General features: G+C 43.3%; 15 protein-coding genes and 1 rRNA gene. 8 read left to right on the forward strand and 8 right to left on the reverse strand.

Annotated elements, in window-relative coordinates; genetic code table 11:
- Positions 1-214: ribosomal RNA gene (locus tag NWP21_RS18825) — 16S ribosomal RNA — on the reverse strand; the annotation flags it as partial.
- A gap of 538 nt (positions 215-752) precedes the next feature.
- On the opposite strand from NWP21_RS18825, the gene NWP21_RS18830 reads away from it, so the two are divergent.
- Positions 753-1,928: an FAD-binding oxidoreductase gene (locus NWP21_RS18830; RefSeq protein ID WP_280793875.1), complete on the forward strand. Its 1,176-nt coding sequence runs from the start codon at positions 753-755 to the stop codon at positions 1,926-1,928.
- Positions 1,929-1,950: 22 nt separating this feature from the next.
- Here NWP21_RS18830 and NWP21_RS18835 read toward each other — a convergent pair whose 3' ends face one another.
- From NWP21_RS18835 to NWP21_RS18850, 4 genes are all read right to left on the reverse strand, one after another.
- Positions 1,951-3,267 carry a cytochrome P450 gene (locus NWP21_RS18835; protein ID WP_280793877.1) on the reverse strand — a complete coding sequence of 439 codons (1,317 nt, stop codon included), beginning with the start codon at positions 3,265-3,267 and terminating at the stop codon, positions 1,951-1,953.
- A gap of 97 nt (positions 3,268-3,364) precedes the next feature.
- Positions 3,365-5,056: a dihydroxy-acid dehydratase gene (gene ilvD / locus NWP21_RS18840; RefSeq protein ID WP_271735029.1), complete on the reverse strand. Its 1,692-nt coding sequence runs from the start codon at positions 5,054-5,056 to the stop codon at positions 3,365-3,367.
- Between the two features lie 91 nt (positions 5,057-5,147).
- Positions 5,148-5,768 (reverse strand): TenA family protein, encoded by a 621-nt coding sequence (locus NWP21_RS18845; RefSeq protein ID WP_280793878.1) that lies wholly within the window; start codon positions 5,766-5,768, stop codon positions 5,148-5,150.
- Positions 5,769-5,794: 26 nt separating this feature from the next.
- Positions 5,795-7,417, reverse strand: coding sequence for a cation:proton antiporter (locus NWP21_RS18850; RefSeq protein ID WP_280793913.1), 1,623 nt, complete (start codon positions 7,415-7,417; stop codon positions 5,795-5,797).
- A 449-nt stretch (positions 7,418-7,866) separates the two neighbouring features.
- Between NWP21_RS18850 and NWP21_RS18855 the strand changes: the two genes are divergently transcribed.
- From NWP21_RS18855 to NWP21_RS18870, 4 genes are all read left to right on the forward strand, one after another.
- Entirely contained in the window at positions 7,867-8,736 is an 870-nt protein-coding gene (locus NWP21_RS18855) for a zinc metalloprotease HtpX (protein WP_280793879.1), read from the forward strand.
- Positions 8,737-8,964: 228 nt separating this feature from the next.
- Positions 8,965-10,464, forward strand: coding sequence for a polysaccharide biosynthesis/export family protein (locus NWP21_RS18860; protein ID WP_280793914.1), 1,500 nt, complete (start codon positions 8,965-8,967; stop codon positions 10,462-10,464).
- Positions 10,465-10,566: 102 nt separating this feature from the next.
- Positions 10,567-12,210, forward strand: coding sequence for an alpha/beta hydrolase (locus NWP21_RS18865; protein ID WP_280793880.1), 1,644 nt, complete (start codon positions 10,567-10,569; stop codon positions 12,208-12,210).
- A 143-nt stretch (positions 12,211-12,353) separates the two neighbouring features.
- Complete coding sequence (locus tag NWP21_RS18870) at positions 12,354-13,190, forward strand: SPFH domain-containing protein (RefSeq protein WP_271764341.1); 837 nt, start codon at positions 12,354-12,356, stop codon at positions 13,188-13,190.
- A 51-nt stretch (positions 13,191-13,241) separates the two neighbouring features.
- Here NWP21_RS18870 and folP read toward each other — a convergent pair whose 3' ends face one another.
- The gene (gene folP / locus NWP21_RS18875) at positions 13,242-14,081 is read right to left on the reverse strand and encodes a dihydropteroate synthase (RefSeq protein WP_280793882.1); all 840 of its coding nucleotides are present in this window, start codon (positions 14,079-14,081) and stop codon (positions 13,242-13,244) included.
- A gap of 91 nt (positions 14,082-14,172) precedes the next feature.
- Positions 14,173-14,898 (reverse strand): triose-phosphate isomerase, encoded by a 726-nt coding sequence (gene tpiA, locus NWP21_RS18880; RefSeq protein WP_280793915.1) that lies wholly within the window; start codon positions 14,896-14,898, stop codon positions 14,173-14,175.
- A gap of 197 nt (positions 14,899-15,095) precedes the next feature.
- Here tpiA and NWP21_RS18885 point away from each other — a divergent pair, with 197 nt between their 5' ends.
- Both NWP21_RS18885 and NWP21_RS18890 read left to right on the forward strand, forming a co-directional pair.
- Positions 15,096-16,556 carry a GTP-binding protein gene (locus NWP21_RS18885; RefSeq protein WP_280793883.1) on the forward strand — a complete coding sequence of 487 codons (1,461 nt, stop codon included), beginning with the start codon at positions 15,096-15,098 and terminating at the stop codon, positions 16,554-16,556.
- 58 nt (positions 16,557-16,614) lie between these two features.
- Positions 16,615-17,064 (forward strand): SRPBCC family protein, encoded by a 450-nt coding sequence (locus tag NWP21_RS18890; protein ID WP_280793884.1) that lies wholly within the window; start codon positions 16,615-16,617, stop codon positions 17,062-17,064.
- Here the strand turns inward: NWP21_RS18890 and NWP21_RS18895 are convergent.
- Positions 17,061-17,882, reverse strand: coding sequence for a SirB1 family protein (locus NWP21_RS18895; RefSeq protein WP_280793885.1), 822 nt, complete (start codon positions 17,880-17,882; stop codon positions 17,061-17,063). The genes NWP21_RS18890 and NWP21_RS18895 overlap by 4 nt on opposite strands.
- 217 nt (positions 17,883-18,099) lie before the next feature.
- On the opposite strand from NWP21_RS18895, the gene NWP21_RS18900 reads away from it, so the two are divergent.
- Positions 18,100-19,572, forward strand: coding sequence for a TldD/PmbA family protein (locus NWP21_RS18900; RefSeq protein ID WP_280793886.1), 1,473 nt, complete (start codon positions 18,100-18,102; stop codon positions 19,570-19,572).
- Positions 19,573-19,661: the final 89 nt, after the last annotated feature.

Consider the following 19,661-nt stretch of genomic DNA (forward strand, 5'->3'; position numbering starts at 1 on the left):
CTAATCAGACGCGAGCTCATCTTCAGGCAGCTAGCCTTTCACCTCTCGGCATATCCGGTATTAGCCACCGTTTCCAGTGGTTGTCCCCGACCTGAAGCTAGATTCTCACGCGTTACTCACCCGTCCGCCACTATCTCCGAAAAGACCGTTCGACTTGCATGTGTTAAGCATACCGCCAGCGTTCATCCTGAGCCAGGATCAAACTCTCCGTTTTGTTTTCCTTAGAGTTTGGTCTCCGAATAACTTCTTATTGCGGATTCCTGTTATAATTTTTGATTAACCTTGGGTTTCTCTACCCAAACTAAATCTTCTTGACGAGGATTGGTTATTCTTTAACTTTCAAAGTATTTTGTTTTCTCGGTTCAGGTGTTTTCGGCTCTCGCCTTGGCACTTATTTAATATATCTATTCTATTTGCTTTCGTCAAGGGGTTTGACAAACTTTTTTTTTAGGTCACATACTCCGGCTTCTTTCCCTTGCTCCGAGGGCTTTTTGCCCGTTCTGTGTGAATCTCAAATCTCAACACCTGGTTTTTTGTGGCCTCTTTCCCTGGGGCTTTACCTGAGTTATTCCTATTTTCAGTCCTCAATGCCAGATATTGTATATATAGCAATCCTAAATGATTCATGAACAATTTCTGTTCCGGTGTTCCGGTGTTCCGGTGTTCCGGTGTTCCCTTTCCTCACTGATAATTTCTCAAGTCAAATAGGATGACTATATATATGACTGACAATCAAAATCAGGTTTAAATCCATGAATAACTATGACTGGATTGTGGTCGGGGGGGGAATTACGGGGGCGGCGATCGCCTACGAACTGCGTAAAATAGGCTGGAGCGTGCTTTTGTTAGAGCAACACCAAACAGCCCAGAATGCCACTCGCTATAGTTATGGTGGGTTGGCTTATTGGTCTGGGACTACACCCCTAACGCGCCAACTATGTCAAGAGTCCATCGCCGTCTACCAGAATTTGAACCAGGAATTAGAAGCTCAAACCGAGTTGCGGGAAATAGATTTATTACTAACCATCGCCGCCGATCAAGACCCAAAAGCAACCGCTGCATCCTATAGTCATGTTGCTATTCCCCCTCAGTTACTCGATATCAAACAGGCTTGCGAGTTAGAACCAGTACTTAACCCACACTCCATCGCTGGTGCTCTAACTGTGAAACATGGTCACATTAACCCCCACAAAACAACCCAAGCTTATATTCAAGCCTTCCTCCGTGCTGGGGGTGAAATGGAAATTGCCCAGGTGATTGATTTCCAGACCGTCTCATCTGCTGACACCGGAATTAAGTTGACAGGTGTTCGCACAACCATTGAAACTTACCACTGTGACAACGTGGTAATTTGTGCCGGGGGCTTCACCCGACAACTGCTAAAATTAGCAGGTATCCCCATCAAGCTGTATTTTACCCATGCAGAAGTAATTCAAACACCACCTGTTGACTTGAAATTAAACACCTTAGTAATGCCCGCAAATTTACAAAGGTTTGACTTAGAAGCAGAATCTAGTAAAATAGAAGCATTGTGGCAAGACACAACCAAAGAACCAGTGCCGCCAATTTTAGATGTAGGTGCAATTCAATTTCAAGATGGTAGTTTGCGCCTGGGTCAAATTAGCCGATCCCTCACAGACCCTTTTGCCCAAATAAATGCACAGGAAAGCGAAAACTGGCTAAGAACCAGTATTCAGCAAGTACTACCTCCATTAGCCAACTTACCAGGAACTTGGCATCATTGCTTAGTGGCTTTTAGTGGCGATCGCCTACCCTTAGTTGGTGCTATTCCAGGATTTGAGGGTATTCATGTTTTTTCTGGTTTTAGTAACCCATTGGTAATTATACCGCCTTTAGCGCGGCGCTTTGCCGATTTTGTGGCTGGTAAAAAAGATAAAATTATTACTCAGTTGTCCCCTGGGCGTTAGGAATGCTGGGTTAGTGGCTCTTCTACAAGGGACAGAACCGAACCCGTAATCCATCTTGGGGACGATTGGTAGGAATTCTCACCACATCCAAACTTTGATTAGGTAATATTTCCCAATCATAGCTACGCAGAAGATGAGAAGCAACTATTTTCATTTCCATTTTGGCAAAGGCGATGCCAATACAAACCCGTGGACCACCACCGAAACCAATTAAACTATAAGGATATTGTTTGTGTTCTTGGCGTTGGGGACTAAAGCGGTCTGGGTCAAACCGTTCTGGGTTGGGGTAAATTGCTTCGAGGTGATGAGTTGCAAATATAGAATATAAAGCTTGCCAACCTGCAGGAACATGAAATCCATTAAACTCATAATCCTTGACAACACGACGAAAGCCACCACCAACTGGCGGATGAACTCTTTCAACCTCCGATAAAATCTGATCTAAATATGGCATTTTCCCAAGTTCTTCTAAATTCAAAGCACCTTTACTTAAAAGTTGGAATTGTTCTTCTCTGGCGCGTTGTAATATTTCTGGATGACGAGCTAATTCTACACATAACCAAGTTAGCATTGAGGTGGTAGTTTCATGTCCGGCAAACAGTAGCAGTACTGCTTGGGCAATAAGTTCTGTTTCACTTAAACTATTACCATCCTCATCTTTTGAGTGAACTAACAAACTAATAGCGTCTTTGCCAGGATGTTGCTGACGTGCTTTAACAACTTGCGCCAAATGCTGTAGAATTTGATCGCGGGCTGCTACAGCTTTTCCCAATTTAGTAAATGGTAAAATGAGTGGATTAATGGCAAATAAACCATTGGTTAGTTCTGTAAATAAATGACTGAATCGACTATTTTGGGAAACAGAATCAGTACCTAATAATAGCTGGCTAGCAATATCAAAGGTCAGCTTTTTAAATTCTGTAAACCAGGTAAATTCCCCTTGATTTTCCCATTTTTTCAAATAATTATATGTTATACTCTCCATAGTACTCACATAATTAGTGAGGGCTACACCATGTAGCGCTGGCATCATGAGGCGACGATTTCTTTGGTGTTCTTCTCCATCTTGGAGAAAAAGTGATTCACCTAACAAGGTCTTGAAATTATCAGGCCAGCCTTCACGCCAGGAAAAATATTCCCTGTGACTCGATAAGAGAAACTCAATTGCTTCTGGCCCTACCATCACCACAGTCGGTTTACCCAAAAGATGAGTTTTAAATATAGACCCATGTTTGCGGTAGCGCTGGGTGACAAAATTGGCGGGGTCAAGAATGAAGGAAAATGTCTCGCCTATGACCGGTAAACCAAAACTTCCGGGAGGATTTACAGTGTCTTTCATTATCTAGTTTAGTCAACAAATATGGGCAGAATGCACAGAACAGTTATTAGATGAGAAAACAATCTGAATTGTTTTCTCATCTGACTGTAACTAATCACTAATCATGAAACAAATCTAAATCCGTCACTGCGCCTACACTGCTAGAAGATACCAACTTGGCATATTTAGCCAGTACACCTTTAGTATAACGGGGGGGTAAGGGTTGCCAGTTAGCACGTCGCCGGGCTAGTTCTTCATCTGGTACGTTTAACTGCAATAGGCGTTGGGAAGCATCAATAGTGATACTATCACCTTCTTCCACAAGAGCGATCGCACCACCAACCGCAGCCTCTGGCGCTACATGGCCAACTACCATCCCGTAAGTACCACCAGAAAAACGCCCATCAGTAATTAAACCCACAGAATCACCCAATCCAGCACCAATAATCGCGGATGTAGGAGCCAACATTTCTCGCATACCAGGGCCACCCTTAGGACCTTCGTAACGAATCACCAGAACATCACCCGCCTGAATCTTTCCGGCGAGGATGGCATCTAAACAGGATTCCTCTGACTCAAATACCCGTGCTGGACCGGTAATGATGGGCTTTTTGACTCCGGTAATTTTAGCTACAGACCCTTCTGTAGCCAGATTACCTTTGAGGATGGCTAAATGTCCTTGAGCATACATAGGATTATCCCAAGGACGGATCACATCCTGGTCACTGCGTGGTTCTGCTGGAATATCTGCCAATAATTCGGCGACGGTTTTACCTGTGATAGTTAAGCAGTCACCGTGGAGTAAGTCATGCACTAGTAACATTTTCATGACTTGAGGAATTCCACCAGCTTTGTGTAGGTCTGTGGCTACATATCTACCACTAGGTTTTAAATCACAGATAACAGGGACACGTCCACGGATAGTTTCAAAGTCATCTAGAGTTAGTTCTACACCAGCTGCGCGAGCGATCGCTAAAAAGTGCAAAACCGCATTTGTGGAACCACCCACCGCCATAATTACTGAAATGGCGTTTTCTATAGATTTACGGGTGATAATTTGCCGGGGTAATATTTGCTTACGTATAGCCTCCACGAGAGCAAAAGCTGATCTTTCGGTACTGTCGGCTTTTTCGGCGTCTTCGGCTGCCATTGTGGAAGAATAAGGTAAGCTCATACCCATAGCTTCAAAGGCCGAGGACATAGTATTAGCTGTAAACATCCCACCGCAGGAACCAGCACCGGGACAGGCCTGACGTTCTACTGCTAACAGTTCATCATCATCAATTTTACCGGCGCTGTATTCCCCTACTGCTTCAAAGGAACTGACAACGGTTAAATCTTTACCATTGTAGTGACCAGGTTTAATTGTGCCACCGTAAACAAAAATAGCAGGAATATTCATGCGGGCCATGGCTAGCATAGCCCCAGGCATATTTTTATCACAACCACCAATAGCTAAGACACCATCCATACTTTGCCCAGTACAGGCGGTTTCAATGGAGTCAGCGATAACTTCCCGGGATACCAGAGAATATTTCATCCCCTCAGTTCCCATAGAGATCCCATCGCTAATGGTAATTGTACCGAAGATTTGGGGCATAGCGCCGGCGTTTTTTACGCCAATTTCTGCCCTTTGCGCCAGTTTATTAATTCCCATATTGCAGGGAGTGATGGTACTGTAGCCATTAGCGATCCCCACAATGGCTTTATTAAAATCTTCATCTTGAAAACCAACCGCACGTAGCATAGCGCGATTAGGCGATCGCTGCACCCCTTGAGTGACAACTTGGCTTCTTAAATTATCTGACATATTTTTCCTTCCGTGCCATTATCGCTGGTATTGCGATTGTATTACCTAATTTTCCCATGTATACATAGCATATTTGATAAATGTTTAGCAGTTATTTTGCCCAAACGGCTTCAAAAAAGTCTAACTCGCAAAACATGGCGTAACGGTAAGTCGGATAGAGTGAAGTATTACCAGCAGCATATTTTTCTACCAAACTTTCTAATTGTTGTGTCAGTGCTTCAAATTCAGCATTACTATAAGTTGAAATCCAATCAGCGTATTGATGATCAGGAATACCATTAGCTCCTAACTGTTGTCCCAAAAAACTATAAAGACGCATACAAGGTGACATAGCTGCAGCTATCACACCTATATCAGTACTCCAGGCTGTAGCTAGTAAAAAATCAGTATAGCGACGAGTAGCATTTCCAGGTTGTGTCGTACTTAAATCTACTCCCCACTTAGTAGCATAGCTCTTATGTAGCTTGAGTTCTGCCAAAACTCCATCAGCTAAAGCATGAAATGTGGTAAAGTCTTCCCATTCCTCGGCTCTGACCGCGGCTATACTGTAGGCACGGGCAAAAGCTTTTAAGAAAAAAGCATCTTGTCCAACATAACCAGCAAATTTGGCTTTTTCCAGAGTACCATTGGCGATACCTTCGATAAAAGGATGATTTAGACAAGCTTGTGCTAAATCTTGATTTGCTTCCCATAATTGAGCAGATACATTCATTGGTGATTGATACGTTGTCTATATTACTAAGTTTTAATATTTTCTACCAAAATTACAGGTATGTGACTGGTTTCTAATACTGTTTGTGATACTGAGCCAATAATAACTTTTTCCCATGGTTGATGTCCTCGTTTTCCCATGATAATTGCAGTAGTATTATACTCTTGGGCAATGCGAATAATTTCCTCTGGAACTGTTCCCGTCACATTTATAAACTTATGTCTGATATCCAATAATAATTGTTTAGTTTTTACCTCTAGTTCTATGATTTCTTGTTGATTGGGGAGATTAACTATATGCAGAACGATGACTTCACCGTTAGTCCTTCGTGCTAAATCTGCTACTTTGCTTAAAACTGCTGTAGCTAAACTTGATGTATCAACGGCTGCTAATAGTAAGGTTGGTGTGGCAATTGTCACTTTTGTGGGATCAACTTCTCCCCTTTGTAATAACTTAGGTGCAAAGGTCATGGTTGCCCAAGCGCCTAAAGGTGCTGTCACTAAAATTGATAAGGCTGCGATCGCTAAAATTATCTCACCTCCTGAAACCCCTTGAGTTAGGGGAATTGCCCCAATGGCTGCTTGTACTGTGGCTTTGGGTGAGTTTGCAGGTAATAAAAACAGTCGTTCCCGCCAATTCCAATCACTACCCAGTGTGGAAAGATACCAGCCTAACGACCGACCGAGAAGTAAACCAATAATTAAAATTAATATCCCAGGGAGAAGAATTTTTTCTAATACTTGGAGTTGAATAGTTGCACCCAATAAAACAAACAGAAAAATTTCCGCTACTATCCATAAGCTGTCAAAACCACCCCGTAAGTTTCTAGCCAAGGGTGCATCCAGTTCTATTAAAAAGAAACCCATACTCATGGCTGCTAAATAACCAGAAAAGTAAGGTAATACCTCAGCAGCAATTACTAGAAATAAGGCAATACTGGCAGTAATCATCGTATCTTGAACGGCGTTTTGAGTCCAATTCTGCTTGACTAACACCACAACTAATAACCGCGCTGCTAAATAACCGAATAGTATTCCCAGTAATATTTGCATGATCATTTGCAGTGGAAGCAGTTGCAGGGGAGTGAGGGTAAAGCCCCCAGGAAGAACCTCGATTACGCCCCCCTCGCCCAAGAAACTCAGCAATAGACTAAAAACTAGCAATAATAGCACATCAGATAAAGCACTACCAGTTAAAATCGCATCGGGTATGCCTTTAGTAACGCCCCGTCCTAAACTTTTTAGCCTCAGCATTCCCGGAACGATGACAGCTGGAGATTCTGCACCAATGATACAACCCAAGAGTAACCCAGTGAGAAAGTCGAAGTTAAAGATTACCATAGCAGCAAGAGCAATGGCGATCGCCTCAGTTGTAGCTGGTAGAAAACCTAACCGCAGCGCCACTGTTCCCTGTTGAGCTAATTTGTCGCGGTCTAACCCCAGTCCTGCTTTCATCAAGATAATCATCACTGCTAAAGTTCTGAAAACAGGAGCAGCATTCAGCATCTCTGGACTAATAACATTTAGCACTTGGCGGCTGAGAATTATCCCCACTAACATCATCCCAATTAAAGGGGGCGCACCCAAACGCCGGGCCAGTTGACCGACAAAAAAGCCCATGATCAAAATCCACAATACATTGGCTAAAATTGCCATGACTTCTTAAGGTGCAAGTAGACATTAAGTTAAAATCAAGCCATCGCTTCCGGCAAAAAGTCGGAATAGTAGGAGGTCTAGGCCTTATAAAACGCAGTTTAAGCTAGACCTATCGCCATAATTACTTAAGTTTATCATTTATATTTATTAGCTATTTTATATTTTAAAACCAATGAACAGAATCACGTGATTTTTAACCACATAGAACCCAAACAATATGTATTCTTAACAAGATGGTGGTGAATATTATTCTGCACTTATGCACTTATTAAATTAAGTAAGGATAAGCAAAGGATATCTTACCCCTGTGTTCGGTAAAACCTTACTTACTTGAGGGGTTTTCAGCATCAAAATCTCATTTGAGCTAGATACAATTAAAGTGCGACCTAAGTCATGCTGTGGTCTAAAAGAAACTCATGTACCATGAGCGGGAGAGCAGAATTATGAACAATCAATTAAAAACCGTTGCTTTGCTGGCTGTTCTGAGTGGTTTATTGATTGCCATTAGCTACTGGATAATTGGCGGTACTGGCGGCTTAATGATCGGAATTGGGTTAGCAGCAGCAACAAACCTGTTTTCCTGGTATCAATCAGACCAGATTGCTCTGCGAGTCTACCGCGCCCAGCCCGTAACTGAGGCTCAAGCACCGGGACTTTATGGTATGGTACGGAAATTGAGCGATCGCGCCAACATTCCCATGCCGGGAATTTACGTTGTTCCTAGCCCAACTCCCAACGCTTTCGCCACCGGAAGAGATCCAGAACACGCCGCCGTGGCTGTGACCGAAGGTATTTTGAATATGTTACCAGATGACGAACTTGAAGGTGTGATTGCTCACGAATTGACTCATATTGTTAACCGTGACACCCTCACACAAGCAGTTGCAGCCACAATTGCCGGGGCCATATCGTTTCTGGCACAAATGTTGAGTTATAGTTTATGGTTTGGTGGTGCTGGTTCACGAGACAATAACAGAGGTGGAAATCCTTTAGGTATTTTGTTAACGGTATTACTTGCCCCCATAGCGGCTACAATCATACAGCTAGCAATTTCGCGTACACGAGAGTTTTCTGCCGATGCAGGTGCAGCCAGATTGACTCGTAATCCCCGCGCTTTAGCTCGGGCGCTACAAAGGTTAGAATCTATAGCCAGACAGTTACCTTTAAATGCTAACCCCTCTTTTGAGCCGTTATTAATTATTAATCCAATTTCCGGTCAGTTTCTGGGTAACTTATTCTCTAGTCACCCTGCTACAGAAGCACGAGTTGAAGAATTGCTCAGATTAGAGCAGCAACTACTCAAAACACCTTAAACTCAAGATATTCTAGACTATTTGGAGAGTTGCCTCTCCAAATAATTTATGTTAACTTAACCGAAAATTTAACGATAAAAAATAATCTGCCTCCGGAAAAGTACACTCTTCTAGGAAAATGAGAATGTTAAGGCAATTAAATTGAGGACATTCAATAATTAACTATAGTCAAGATTGAAATATTTAGACAGTACTATGGCAATTATAGTCTCAGAGTCTCAGGTGAATATGATGAACAAAGGTTTGCTGAAATTCCTCACCCAGCCATTGTTAGGTGTGGCTTTATTAACCACTGTCAATGTTGCTGCGCCGAGTGCGAGCCTAGCTCAGGGACAAATAGTATCACAAACAACACAACCAATCTTTCCTTCGGTACAATCAGGAACAGCGGATAAAGAACGAATAATTCCCACGGCACAGCAAGTATCACCATCTATACCAATAGACACCAATTATACTCTAGGCGGCGGCGATCTAATTCGCGTCAACGTATTTGAAGTACCAGAATATACTGGCGAATATCAAGTACCACCCGGAGGTTCAATCAACCTACCTTTAATTGGCAGTGTACCTGTTCTCGGTCTAACAACCGAACAGGCTGCTGATGAAATAGCACGGAGGTATTCTCGCTTTCTCAAGCGTCCCCTCATTTCAGTTAATCTCTTATCACCTCGTCCAATCAACATTTTGGTCGCCGGAGAAGTGACAAGGCCAGGAGCTTATACCCTGAATTTACAAGGAGGCGCTGGCAATAATCCCGGTGTACAATACCCCACTGTCTTAGCTGCACTGACCACAGCTCAGGGTGTAACCTTGGCAGCAGATGTTACTCAAGTGCAATTAATACGTAAAAGAGGACGTTCTTCTGAGCAAGTTGTCAACCTAAATTTACAGCAACTAATCCAGACAGGTCGGATAGATCAGGACATTACTCTCAGGGATGGCGATACTATTGTTGTGCCAACTGCAACCAATTTTAACATCGCAGAAGCACGTAATCTGTTTGCAGCGAACTTTGCCGCCAGCCCTACTACACCAAGGACTGTAGCCATCATTGGTGCTGTCAATCGTCCCGGTTCATATGTAGTTGGATCAGGTGCAGAAGGAGACGGTGCAGTACCTACTGTGATGAGAGCGCTGCAATTGGCCGGGGGAATTACATCAGAAGCTGATGTTCGTAATCTTAAGCTGCGGCGACCGACAAGGACAGGCTCAGAACAAAATATAGATATCGACCTCTGGAAATTATTGCGGAGTGGTGATGTTAATCAGGACATTATTGTCCAGGACGGAGATACAATTTTTATTCCTACTGCCACTGAGATAAACGCTGCAGAAGCTACTCAATTGGCTACCAGTACTTTATCTCCCGCAACAATTCAAGTTGGTGTGGTCGGGGAAGTGAAAAGACCCGGAGCAGTAGAGATTCAGCCTAATAGCTCCTTGAATCAGGCCTTGTTGGCTGCAGGTGGATTTAATGATGCTAGAGCTAGAACCAATACGGTAGATTTAGTTCGCCTTAATCCTAATGGTTCTGTGACTAAGCGGGAAGTCAACGTTGATTTGTCTGCGGGAATTAATGAGGAAACTAATCCCATACTCCGCAATAATGATGTTGTCATCGTCAACCGTTCTGGTTTGGCTCGAACTGGGGACAGTGTTGGTGCGGTAATCAATCCTTTAGGTGGTTTGTTGGGAATCTTCAGGGCTATATTCGGTTTGTTTTAAGCCAATTGGGTGGTGTTCCCCAGGGCTTTATGTCCTGGGGCGCAACTTTAACCCGATATTAGTAGTCAACTAGTTGAACTACTTTTTGAATGGGATTATCTTATGTCCTCGTGGTTCAGGAAACATCCACCTCCAATATCCTTCCTTAATGGGTTACTATGCAGTTTCACTCTCGCTCTGGGTTGGGGTGTGAGTATTCCCTTGGCCACAGCCGCAGAAACCGTTACTATCCGTTTAGGTGTCTTTCAACAGTCACTAGCGATCGCAGACTTAGAGAAATTTGCTAAATCTGGGAAACTACCAGAACACTTACAGCTATATAGCTTTGTGTTAACGCCAGAAGTAGGTAAATTACTGGAGAGAAGGTTGGAATTAGATCCAGCTTTTGCAGATAAATTTGTTGAGGAGCTATTGCGATCGCCACAAGGTAGACAGTTAATTACTTCTTTGAGAACAGCAATACCAGATAGCACCATAGAAACAATTCAATCAGCCCTCTATCTGTCTGTACGTCAAGTCAACGGTTTGAGTGCAATTGGTTTTTTGCGAGCCTATCCACAAAAAAATATTACTGTTGATGCAACTTCAGCACTGCAAATTGCATTAGAACTAAACGCTAACAAATTACAAAGTCAAGTCCTAGGGCTTTTCTTAGAACGACAATTATTAGTAAAAAATCATCCGCTTTTTCAACCAACCTTTGACCCCGCTAGTAAAGGAAAAAATGCAGTTGAGCAGCAAACCCTGACCCTACAAGACAGAGAACGAAATCGCAGCATTCCTGTAGACATTTATTCGAGTCAAAGTTACACCGCAGCGCCACTGGTTGTCATTTCCCACGGATTTGGAGCCAACCGTCAATTCTTGAGCTATTTAGCACATCATCTAGCTTCTCATGGAATTACCGTTGCGGCAATTGAGCATCCTGGTAGTAACTCTGTAGCCATCAGTCGGCCTGAAAATTACATGAATTTGGCTCAACTACTACCAGCTACTGAATTTATTGAGCGCCCCAAAGATGTCAGCTTTTTGCTCAACGAATTAGAAAAACTTAATACTCAATCGGGACAACTTCAAGGAAAACTGAATACAAACCAAGTAACTGTCATTGGTCACTCTTTAGGGGGGTACACTGCTTTAGCCTTAGTTGGTGGAGAAGTCAACCTCAAAGAATTACAACAGTTCTGCACAACTTCTCTTTCCTTTGGCGAATCACCGGGTGATTGGTTACAGTGTGCAGCAGCTAGTTTAAAAGAGAATAAACTAGATTTACAAGATCGGCGAGTTCAAAGCGCGATCGCACTCAATCCCCTGGTTGGTAGACTCTTCGGTACAAACGGCCTGACTAAAATTGCCAACCCTGTATTAATCTTAGCGGGAACTGAAGATGTACTTACCCCGGCCTTAACCCATCAAATCATACCCTTTAACCAACTCCAGGGTTCTAAGTACCTGTTAACAGCCATTGGTGGTACTCACTTGAGTATTCATGACCCCGCATATCCCATGAGTGGGGCCACTGCGATCGTGAGAGAAAAGCGAGGGGAAGAAACCCACTCATTACGTCAGTTGATTCGCGGTGTCACCTTAGCATTTATCAAACAACACACACCACAAGCCCAAATTTACCAACCATTTCTCACACCAGCTTACGCCCAATCTCTTTCCACAGTAGCACTCCCCCTCCGTTTGAATTCTGATTTACCAGAAAATATCAAACCTTGGCTAAGTTCGCTCACCAAATAATCACCCTCACCCTATTAATGTCAATTAAATCACATAATTCCTGTTAATAAAATTACATACCCAACATGAAAACTCAAATGTCAGGCTAAGGTAGTACCATATCATTTACACTAAATTTACCCAAAGGCTGAATAGGAGAACATATGGAGCCAATTATTGCCATAGTCTTAGCGCTCATAGCCTATGCTTTAGGATCTGCAAAATTGATTAATCAAGGTAACGAAGCCCTAGTAGAACGCTTGGGGCGATATCACCGCAAGCTTGGGTCTGGACTCAATTTTATTGTTCCTTTGGTAGATCAGATTGTGATGGAGGATACCATACGGGAGCAGTTTATAGACATCAAACCTCAAAATGTGATCACCAGAGATAACATTTACCTAGAAGTTGATGCTGTCCTGTTTTGGCGCATTAGAGATATAGTGAAAAGTTTCTACGAAATCGATGATCTTCAAGGGTCTCTCAGACAACTGGCGACAACTACACTCCGGGAGATCATCGCCCAAAACACTGTGGAAGAAACCAATGTCTCCCGTGCAGAAATGGACACAGCCATTTTAAATCAGTTAAATCAAACAACACAAAATTGGGGAGTCGAGATTCTGCGCTTGGATATTCAAAGCATTACACCGCCTGAAAGTGTGCGAAAGTCAATGGAAGAAGAGCGAGCAGCAGAAATTAAAAAACGGGCCCTGGCTTTTGAAGCCGAAGGGGAACGGGACGCTGCTATTAAGAGAGCCCAGGGAACTCAAACCTCAATGCAGATAATTTCTGAAGCTTTACGTTCTCATCCTGAAAGCCGGGAAATTCTTAGATATCTTGTTGCTCAAGATTATGTCGTGGCTAGCCAAAAACTTGGTGAGAGTAATAATGCTAAAATTGTCTTCATAGACCCCAGTAAAACTAATGAAGTCTATAACCAGTTGATTGCCGACTCCATAGCTCAAGAAGGTAGTAGCAATAACTCACCAACAAAGTAACAGCTAGGTGATGACAGCAGTTTGCATAAGGAGAAACCACAATTACCATTTTTATCGCCATAGTAAATCAGCTACCAGTGACACATCTCGCATTTCCTGAACATCGTGAACTCGCAAGATATCAGCACCATGAGAAATAGCTGCACAACAAGCTGCTGCTGTTCCCCAGACCCGTGCTTTGGGGTCTGGTTGGTTTAAGATGTGTCCAATAAAACTTTTCCGGGATGCTCCTACTAAAATAGGGGAATTTAGAGCTTTGAATGCACTCAGTCGGCGCAAAATTTCTAAGTTCTGCTCATGATTTTTAGCAAAACCAATCCCGGGATCAATGATGATTTTTTCGAGGTCAACCCCTGCTCTAGTTGCTGCTAGAATTTGTTTTGCTAAGAAACCAGAAATTTCTCCCATCAAATCCTCATAATCAGTCATTTGTTGCATTGTCTGGGGCGTTCCCCGGATGTGCATCAAGACAATCGGCACATCTAAACTAGCAACTGTAGGTAGCATCTCTAAATCAAATGTACCACCGGAAATATCATTAATTATATCCGCTCCAGCTTCTATAGAAGCCGTGGCTACATCTGCTCTAGTTGTATCTACAGAGATAGGCACACTAATTTCTGGTCGGATAGCCTCCAAGATGGGTAGTACCCGATCTAGTTCCTCTACAAGACTGACTTGCTCCGCTCCCGGTCGAGTTGACTGACCACCCACATCGATGATGTCAGCGCCAGCAGCTACCATGGCTCGTGCTTGTGCTAAAGCCCCAACCCTATGATTAAACAGACCACCATCGCTAAAGCTATCAGTGGTAACATTTAAAACACCCATCAAATAAGTTCGCTGTCCCCACACAAAACAGCGATCGCGAATTATTAACTGGCTGGACATATAGACATTTTCAGTTAAAAAACAAACATTAAGAATAAACTCAATACACGCATTCCCCGGACCGGCCAGGGAAAAAGCGTTATAGATAAAATTACTTGTAGTTGACAATGCGAGCAAAACTTGCGGGTTCCAAACTGGCTCCCCCCACAAGAGCGCCATCAATTTCCGGTTGAGCCATAATCTCATCAATATTATTCGGCTTCACTGAACCACCGTATTGAATCGAAACATGAGGATTACTCAACTGACTACGAATTAAACCAATGACCCGATTAGCTTCAGTGGATTCACAAGTATCACCAGTACCAATTGCCCAAATAGGCTCGTAAGCAATCACCAAATTATCCTGATCGACATCTATGAGGTCTTTATCTAGCTGGGCGGTAATTATTGATTCAGTTTCCCCAGCATCTCGTTGTTCTTTAGTTTCGCCTACACATAAAATCGGTGTCAGACCGTGCTTTTGAGCCGCTTTGAGGCGTAAATTGACCGTTGCATCTGTTTCTCCAAAGTATTGTCGTCTTTCGCTATGACCGACAATTACAAAACGTACACCAAGTTCCGTCAACATAGGTCCAGAAATTTCGCCCGTATAGGCTCCATTTTCTTCCCAGTGAACATTTTGCGCCCCCAACTGGATGAGGCTACCATGCAAACTCTTGGATAACAGGTTTAGGTTAGTGAAAGGAGGACACAATACCACTTCCCGCCCTTGGGGTATTTCCTCCAAGTGAGGTAGAAATCCCTGTAAAAAATCTTGGGTTTCTGCCTGGGTTTTGAACATTTTCCAGTTACCGGCTATAACTATTTTCCGCACAGGTGATTTAGTCAAGATTCTAACGCTAATAGATGCATTTTTCAGTTTAGGACGTTTTGTTAGTCATTGCTCATTGCTCATTAGTAATTGGGAAAAACTTCTCCTGCGCCCCCCTACTGGTTCACCCAATCTCCTGCTAAAAATAACTAGGATAAGAATATCGGGATAAAATCCCAAATCGCCAATTTAAAATTGATATGACTTCTACATTGCCTTTGCCTGAACCTCATCACAGCGACTCGCCTAACTGGGAGGCAGAACTTGATAGTGCCATTTTCAGTTTTGAGGATATTCAAAGGTCACTCAACTATAAACAAGCACAAACAGCACTGCGAAACTTAGTTACCAATCTTGACCTGACCCCCCAGGAAAAACGCGGTTTGGAAGTTGAACTGGCTGATTTGGAAAGTATGCTGGGTAAGTTGGACAGTATGGTAGTACAAATTGCTGCTTTTGGCATGGTGGGACGCGGTAAGTCCTCCCTACTCAATGCCTTAGTGGGACAAACCGTGTTTGAAACTGGACCTCTCCATGGAGTCACCCGTAATACCCAAAGAGTTGACTGGACTATTAGTGAAGAAAAAATCGGGGACAATGAACCTACTTTACGGGTAACTTTGTCTGGGGAAGGTCAATGTCAGGTGGAACTAATTGATACTCCTGGGTTAGATGAAGTAGATGGTGATACTCGTGCTGCATTAGCTGAACAGGTAGCAAAGCAAGCAGATTTAATTTTGTTTGTGATTGCCGGGGACATGACAAAAATAGAACATCAAGCCCTTTCTCAGTTGCGGGAAGCCGGTAAACCTATAATTCTGGTATTTAACAAGGTAGACCAATATCCCGAATCCGACCGCATGGCAATTTATCGCAAAATCCGAGATGAACGGGTCAGGGAGTTACTCACTCCCCTGGAAATTGTCATGACAGCAGCATCACCACTGGTGAGGACGGCGATTATTCGCCCTGATGGTAGTAGGGGGGTGCAGTTACGTAGCAGTACAGGCCGGGTTGAAGAACTGAAACTAAAAATTCTGGAGATTTTACAGCGTGAGGGTAAGGCTTTGGTGGCTCTCAATACTATGCTTTATGCGGATAATGTCAATGAGCAGTTGGTAGAGCGAAAACTAATGATTAGGGAGCAAAATGCTAATCAGTTGATTTGGAAGGCTGTGATGACTAAGGCAATAGCGATCGCTCTCAATCCGGTTACTGTTGTGGATATACTTAGTAGTATAGTAATTGATATTTCTTTGATTTTGGGTTTGTCTAAACTCTATGGCATCCCTATGAGCGAAAGTGGTGCTGTACAATTGCTCCAAAAAATTGCCCTGAGTATGGGCGGTATTGGTTTGAGTGAGTTACTCGCAAATTTAGGCTTAAGTGGCTTAAAAACTCTGCTGGGTATTTCTGCATCAGCTACCGCTGGCGCCACCTTTGCGCCTTACATTTCAGTAGCACTTACCCAAGCTGGGGTGGCTGGGGTTTCTTCCTATGGTATTGGACAAGTTACTAAGGTTTATTTAGCCAATGGCGCTACTTGGGGAGATGAAGGACCAAAAGCAGTTATTAGTCGGATTTTGGCCAACTTAGACCAGCAATCTATCCTCAACCGCATTAAGGAGGAATTACAACAAAAGGTGAAACTCAAACCTTAAATCAGCTATGTCTAGTTTTGCGATATTCTAAGTACAGCTACAGGATGAGAAATGTAGAATGTCCCGAGCTTTTGAACAATCTATTCAAATTAATGCCACAGCTTCAGTAGTGGAACGCTGCATTACTGATTTAACACTCATGCACCGTTGGCTCAATCCTGCTCTGTGTTGTGAACCTGTGGGGGCAGTTTGGAGTACTGATGTGGGTAGTCAAAGTCGCTTTATTATTCAAGTTCCCCTACTTAAGCCCAGCTTATACAGCGTTGTTGTGGAACGAGAACCAGGTTTAGTGGTTTGGGAATTTCAGGGATTCTTTCAAGGACGCGATCGCTGGGAATGTCAACCATTACCACAAGGAACACTTCTTGTCAACCGCTTTGAGTTCAATATTCCTAATCCTTTGGTCAGTTGGGGGTTCAATAACTTTGCCGCATCTTGGACTCAAAAAGATATGCAAGCCCAACTAAGTCGCCTCAAACAAGTAGCAGAGTCATTAGTGATTAGCTAATCCTTGTCCAACTCAGCCAGTAAGCTGCGAATTACCACCGCATCCTGAGCATGAGGAACCTTATCCAAATAAGTTTGCAAATCATCAGCAGCTTGGGCATATTCACCAAGTTGATAATAGAGCAAACCGCGATCGCGCACTTCTAAAATCATCCCAGGAAACAGGAACAAAATTCGTTCTATAGCCGCCAAGCTTTTTGCTAAATTTTGTTGTTTGAGGTAAATATATTTCAAATTAGTGAGCATCCGCATCAAAAATTGCCGATTACTTACCGGTTCTAAAAACTCAGGCTGTAAACTCACAGGTTGCTGAAACACTTGAGATAATCGTTTTTCACAATCTTCTACAAACATCACCTCACCGCCATTAAACGCATCCACAAAAATTTCCATATCTGGAATATCAGGGCGAATCAGAAAATGTCCTGGCATTCCCACACCTACCATAGGAAAATCAATCCTACGAGCAATTTCTAGATAAACCAACGCCAAAGTAATGGGGATCCCCAAACGACGGTCAATGACATCATTGAAAAAGCTGTTGCGGGGGTCATAGTACTCCTTTTGATTACCAGCAAATCCTAAATCAACGTAGAGATACTGATTAATAGTTTGGATAATTCGCAGAGGATATTGTGAAGCGGGTAAGCGTTCTTGAACTTCGCCAGCCATTATATCCAGGGTATTGAGGTATTCCGCAATATCCAGGTGAGGATATTCTTCCTGGGCTATATACAAAGCTGCCTTGGCTAAGTCAATAGCCTCCTCATGCTCCTGAATTTCCTGGTAAAAATATAATCTAGCTGACGAGAAAATCATAAGTAAATCCTGAGCATAATTAAATATGTACCCCTGAGTAACTCCAGTTTACACTCAGAGCAATAACTACCCACGGAAAATCCGAATTTTGTCTAGGTGTTCACAGGAGTTTAACAACCCCGCAGCATCATCTCCCCAATCCCAGAATTTTGCTAGAGTTAAGGCACCAGAGGTTTTTCAGTCAAATCTCTGATAACGCCAGCAGACGAGGCTATCTATGCTTACAAGTACACTACTTCTCTCCAACCAAATTCCCACACTACAATACTCCTCAACTCCAGAGCGATTCGATGACACCTGGGAAGCCCCTCTGGCGACCCTCCTAGGATTAGGACGCGCCGCCGGTGCTGACCTGATCGAATTCTTTTTAGAACGTCGTAACTACATTAGTTGTCTAGCAGAAGACGACGCTATTACCAGCATTTCACCCAGTTTAGTCACAGGTGCAGGAGTGAGGGTATTTCGCGGTACAGCCGACTGCTACGTTAGCACCAATGACCTATCCTTTGGGGGTTTAAAAGCAGCCTTAGAAAAAGGTCTTTCTATTCTGGGACTACAATTACCTATTCATAATGCTTTTATCCCAGAAATTAACCTAGAGTTACTCAGAGACTACGCCACCAAAAGAGGCAAAGATGGTTGGTTACCCCTGTGTAGTTCCATCCGAGAAATGGGAGAAGTACTTTTAGATGGTACTGCTCAACTGCAGCGAAAAGCTAGTCATGTACAATCTCGCCGGGCTTCCTATTTCCGAGATTGGCAAGAAGTCTTAGTTGCTGCTAGTGATGGCACATTTGCTCGTGACATTCGCCTCACGCAATCGGTGGGGTTTAACCTATTGTGCGCTGACGGTGCTAATCGCGCCTCCATTGGGGAACGCGCTGGTAACACCAGTGATGCTAATTTCTTGAGAACTTGGGATTATCAACAAGCAGCCGAACAAATAGCAGAATCTGCCGGTAAAATGCTCTATGCAGACTATGTAGATTCAGGTACTTACCCCATTATCATGGCGAATCACTTCGGTGGGGTAATTTTCCACGAAGCCTGTGGACATCTGCTAGAAACTACCCAAATTGAACGCAAAACAACCCCATTCGCCGACAAAAAAGGTGAAAAAATTGCCCACGAAAGTCTCACAGCTTGGGACGAGGGACGGGCAGAAAATGCCTTTGGTACCATTGACATGGATGATGAAGGTATGCCAGCTCAAAGAACCCTATTAATTGAAAAAGGTGTCCTGAAAAACTTCTTAGCAGATAGAACAGGCTCCTCTCGCACTGGACACCCTAGAACCGGAAGCGGTCGCCGCCAAGGTTATACTTTTGCTGCTGCTAGTCGGATGCGTAATACTTATATTGCTCCTGGGGACTACACCACTGAAGATTTATTTAACTCTGTTGATCAAGGTATTTACTGTAAAAAGATGGGGGGCGGTAGCGTTGGCGCTACAGGTCAATTTAACTTTAGTGTAGATGAAGCTTATTTAATCGAAAATGGCAAAATCACTAAACCACTAAAAGGAGCCATTCTCATTGGTGAAGCCAAGGAAATTATGAATAAGATTTCCATGTGTTCTCAAGATTTGGAACTAGCTCCCGGCTTCTGCGGTTCTGTTAGTGGCAGTATCTACACCACGGTTGGACAACCCCACATTAAGGTTGATTCTATCACTGTTGGCGGCAGATAGAAATTCCTGCGTGTCTTGGTGTTTTCGTGTTTAATACAACATGGAATACACCACCAAGGCACAAAATCACAAACCAAACTTTTGGCGCA

This window comes from Anabaenopsis sp. FSS-46 (genome assembly GCF_029891665.1).
Lineage (GTDB): Bacteria > Cyanobacteriota > Cyanobacteriia > Cyanobacteriales > Nostocaceae > Anabaenopsis > Anabaenopsis arnoldii.

Excerpts from the sequence above, each read along its gene's own strand:
- NWP21_RS18830 (WP_280793875.1), top strand. The coding sequence starts at position 753 with ATGAATAACTATGACTGGATTGTGGTCGGGGGGGGAATTACGGGGGCG.
- NWP21_RS18835 (WP_280793877.1), bottom strand. The coding sequence starts at position 3,267 with ATGAAAGACACTGTAAATCCTCCCGGAAGTTTTGGTTTACCGGTCATA.
- ilvD (WP_271735029.1), bottom strand. The coding sequence starts at position 5,056 with ATGTCAGATAATTTAAGAAGCCAAGTTGTCACTCAAGGGGTGCAGCGA.
- NWP21_RS18845 (WP_280793878.1), bottom strand. The coding sequence starts at position 5,768 with ATGAATGTATCTGCTCAATTATGGGAAGCAAATCAAGATTTAGCACAA.
- NWP21_RS18855 (WP_280793879.1), top strand. The coding sequence starts at position 7,867 with ATGAACAATCAATTAAAAACCGTTGCTTTGCTGGCTGTTCTGAGTGGT.
- NWP21_RS18860 (WP_280793914.1), top strand. The coding sequence starts at position 8,965 with ATGATGAACAAAGGTTTGCTGAAATTCCTCACCCAGCCATTGTTAGGT.
- NWP21_RS18865 (WP_280793880.1), top strand. The coding sequence starts at position 10,567 with ATGTCCTCGTGGTTCAGGAAACATCCACCTCCAATATCCTTCCTTAAT.
- NWP21_RS18870 (WP_271764341.1), top strand. The coding sequence starts at position 12,354 with ATGGAGCCAATTATTGCCATAGTCTTAGCGCTCATAGCCTATGCTTTA.
- folP (WP_280793882.1), bottom strand. The coding sequence starts at position 14,081 with ATGTCCAGCCAGTTAATAATTCGCGATCGCTGTTTTGTGTGGGGACAG.
- NWP21_RS18885 (WP_280793883.1), top strand. The coding sequence starts at position 15,096 with ATGACTTCTACATTGCCTTTGCCTGAACCTCATCACAGCGACTCGCCT.
- NWP21_RS18890 (WP_280793884.1), top strand. The coding sequence starts at position 16,615 with ATGTCCCGAGCTTTTGAACAATCTATTCAAATTAATGCCACAGCTTCA.
- NWP21_RS18895 (WP_280793885.1), bottom strand. The coding sequence starts at position 17,882 with ATGATTTTCTCGTCAGCTAGATTATATTTTTACCAGGAAATTCAGGAG.
- NWP21_RS18900 (WP_280793886.1), top strand. The coding sequence starts at position 18,100 with ATGCTTACAAGTACACTACTTCTCTCCAACCAAATTCCCACACTACAA.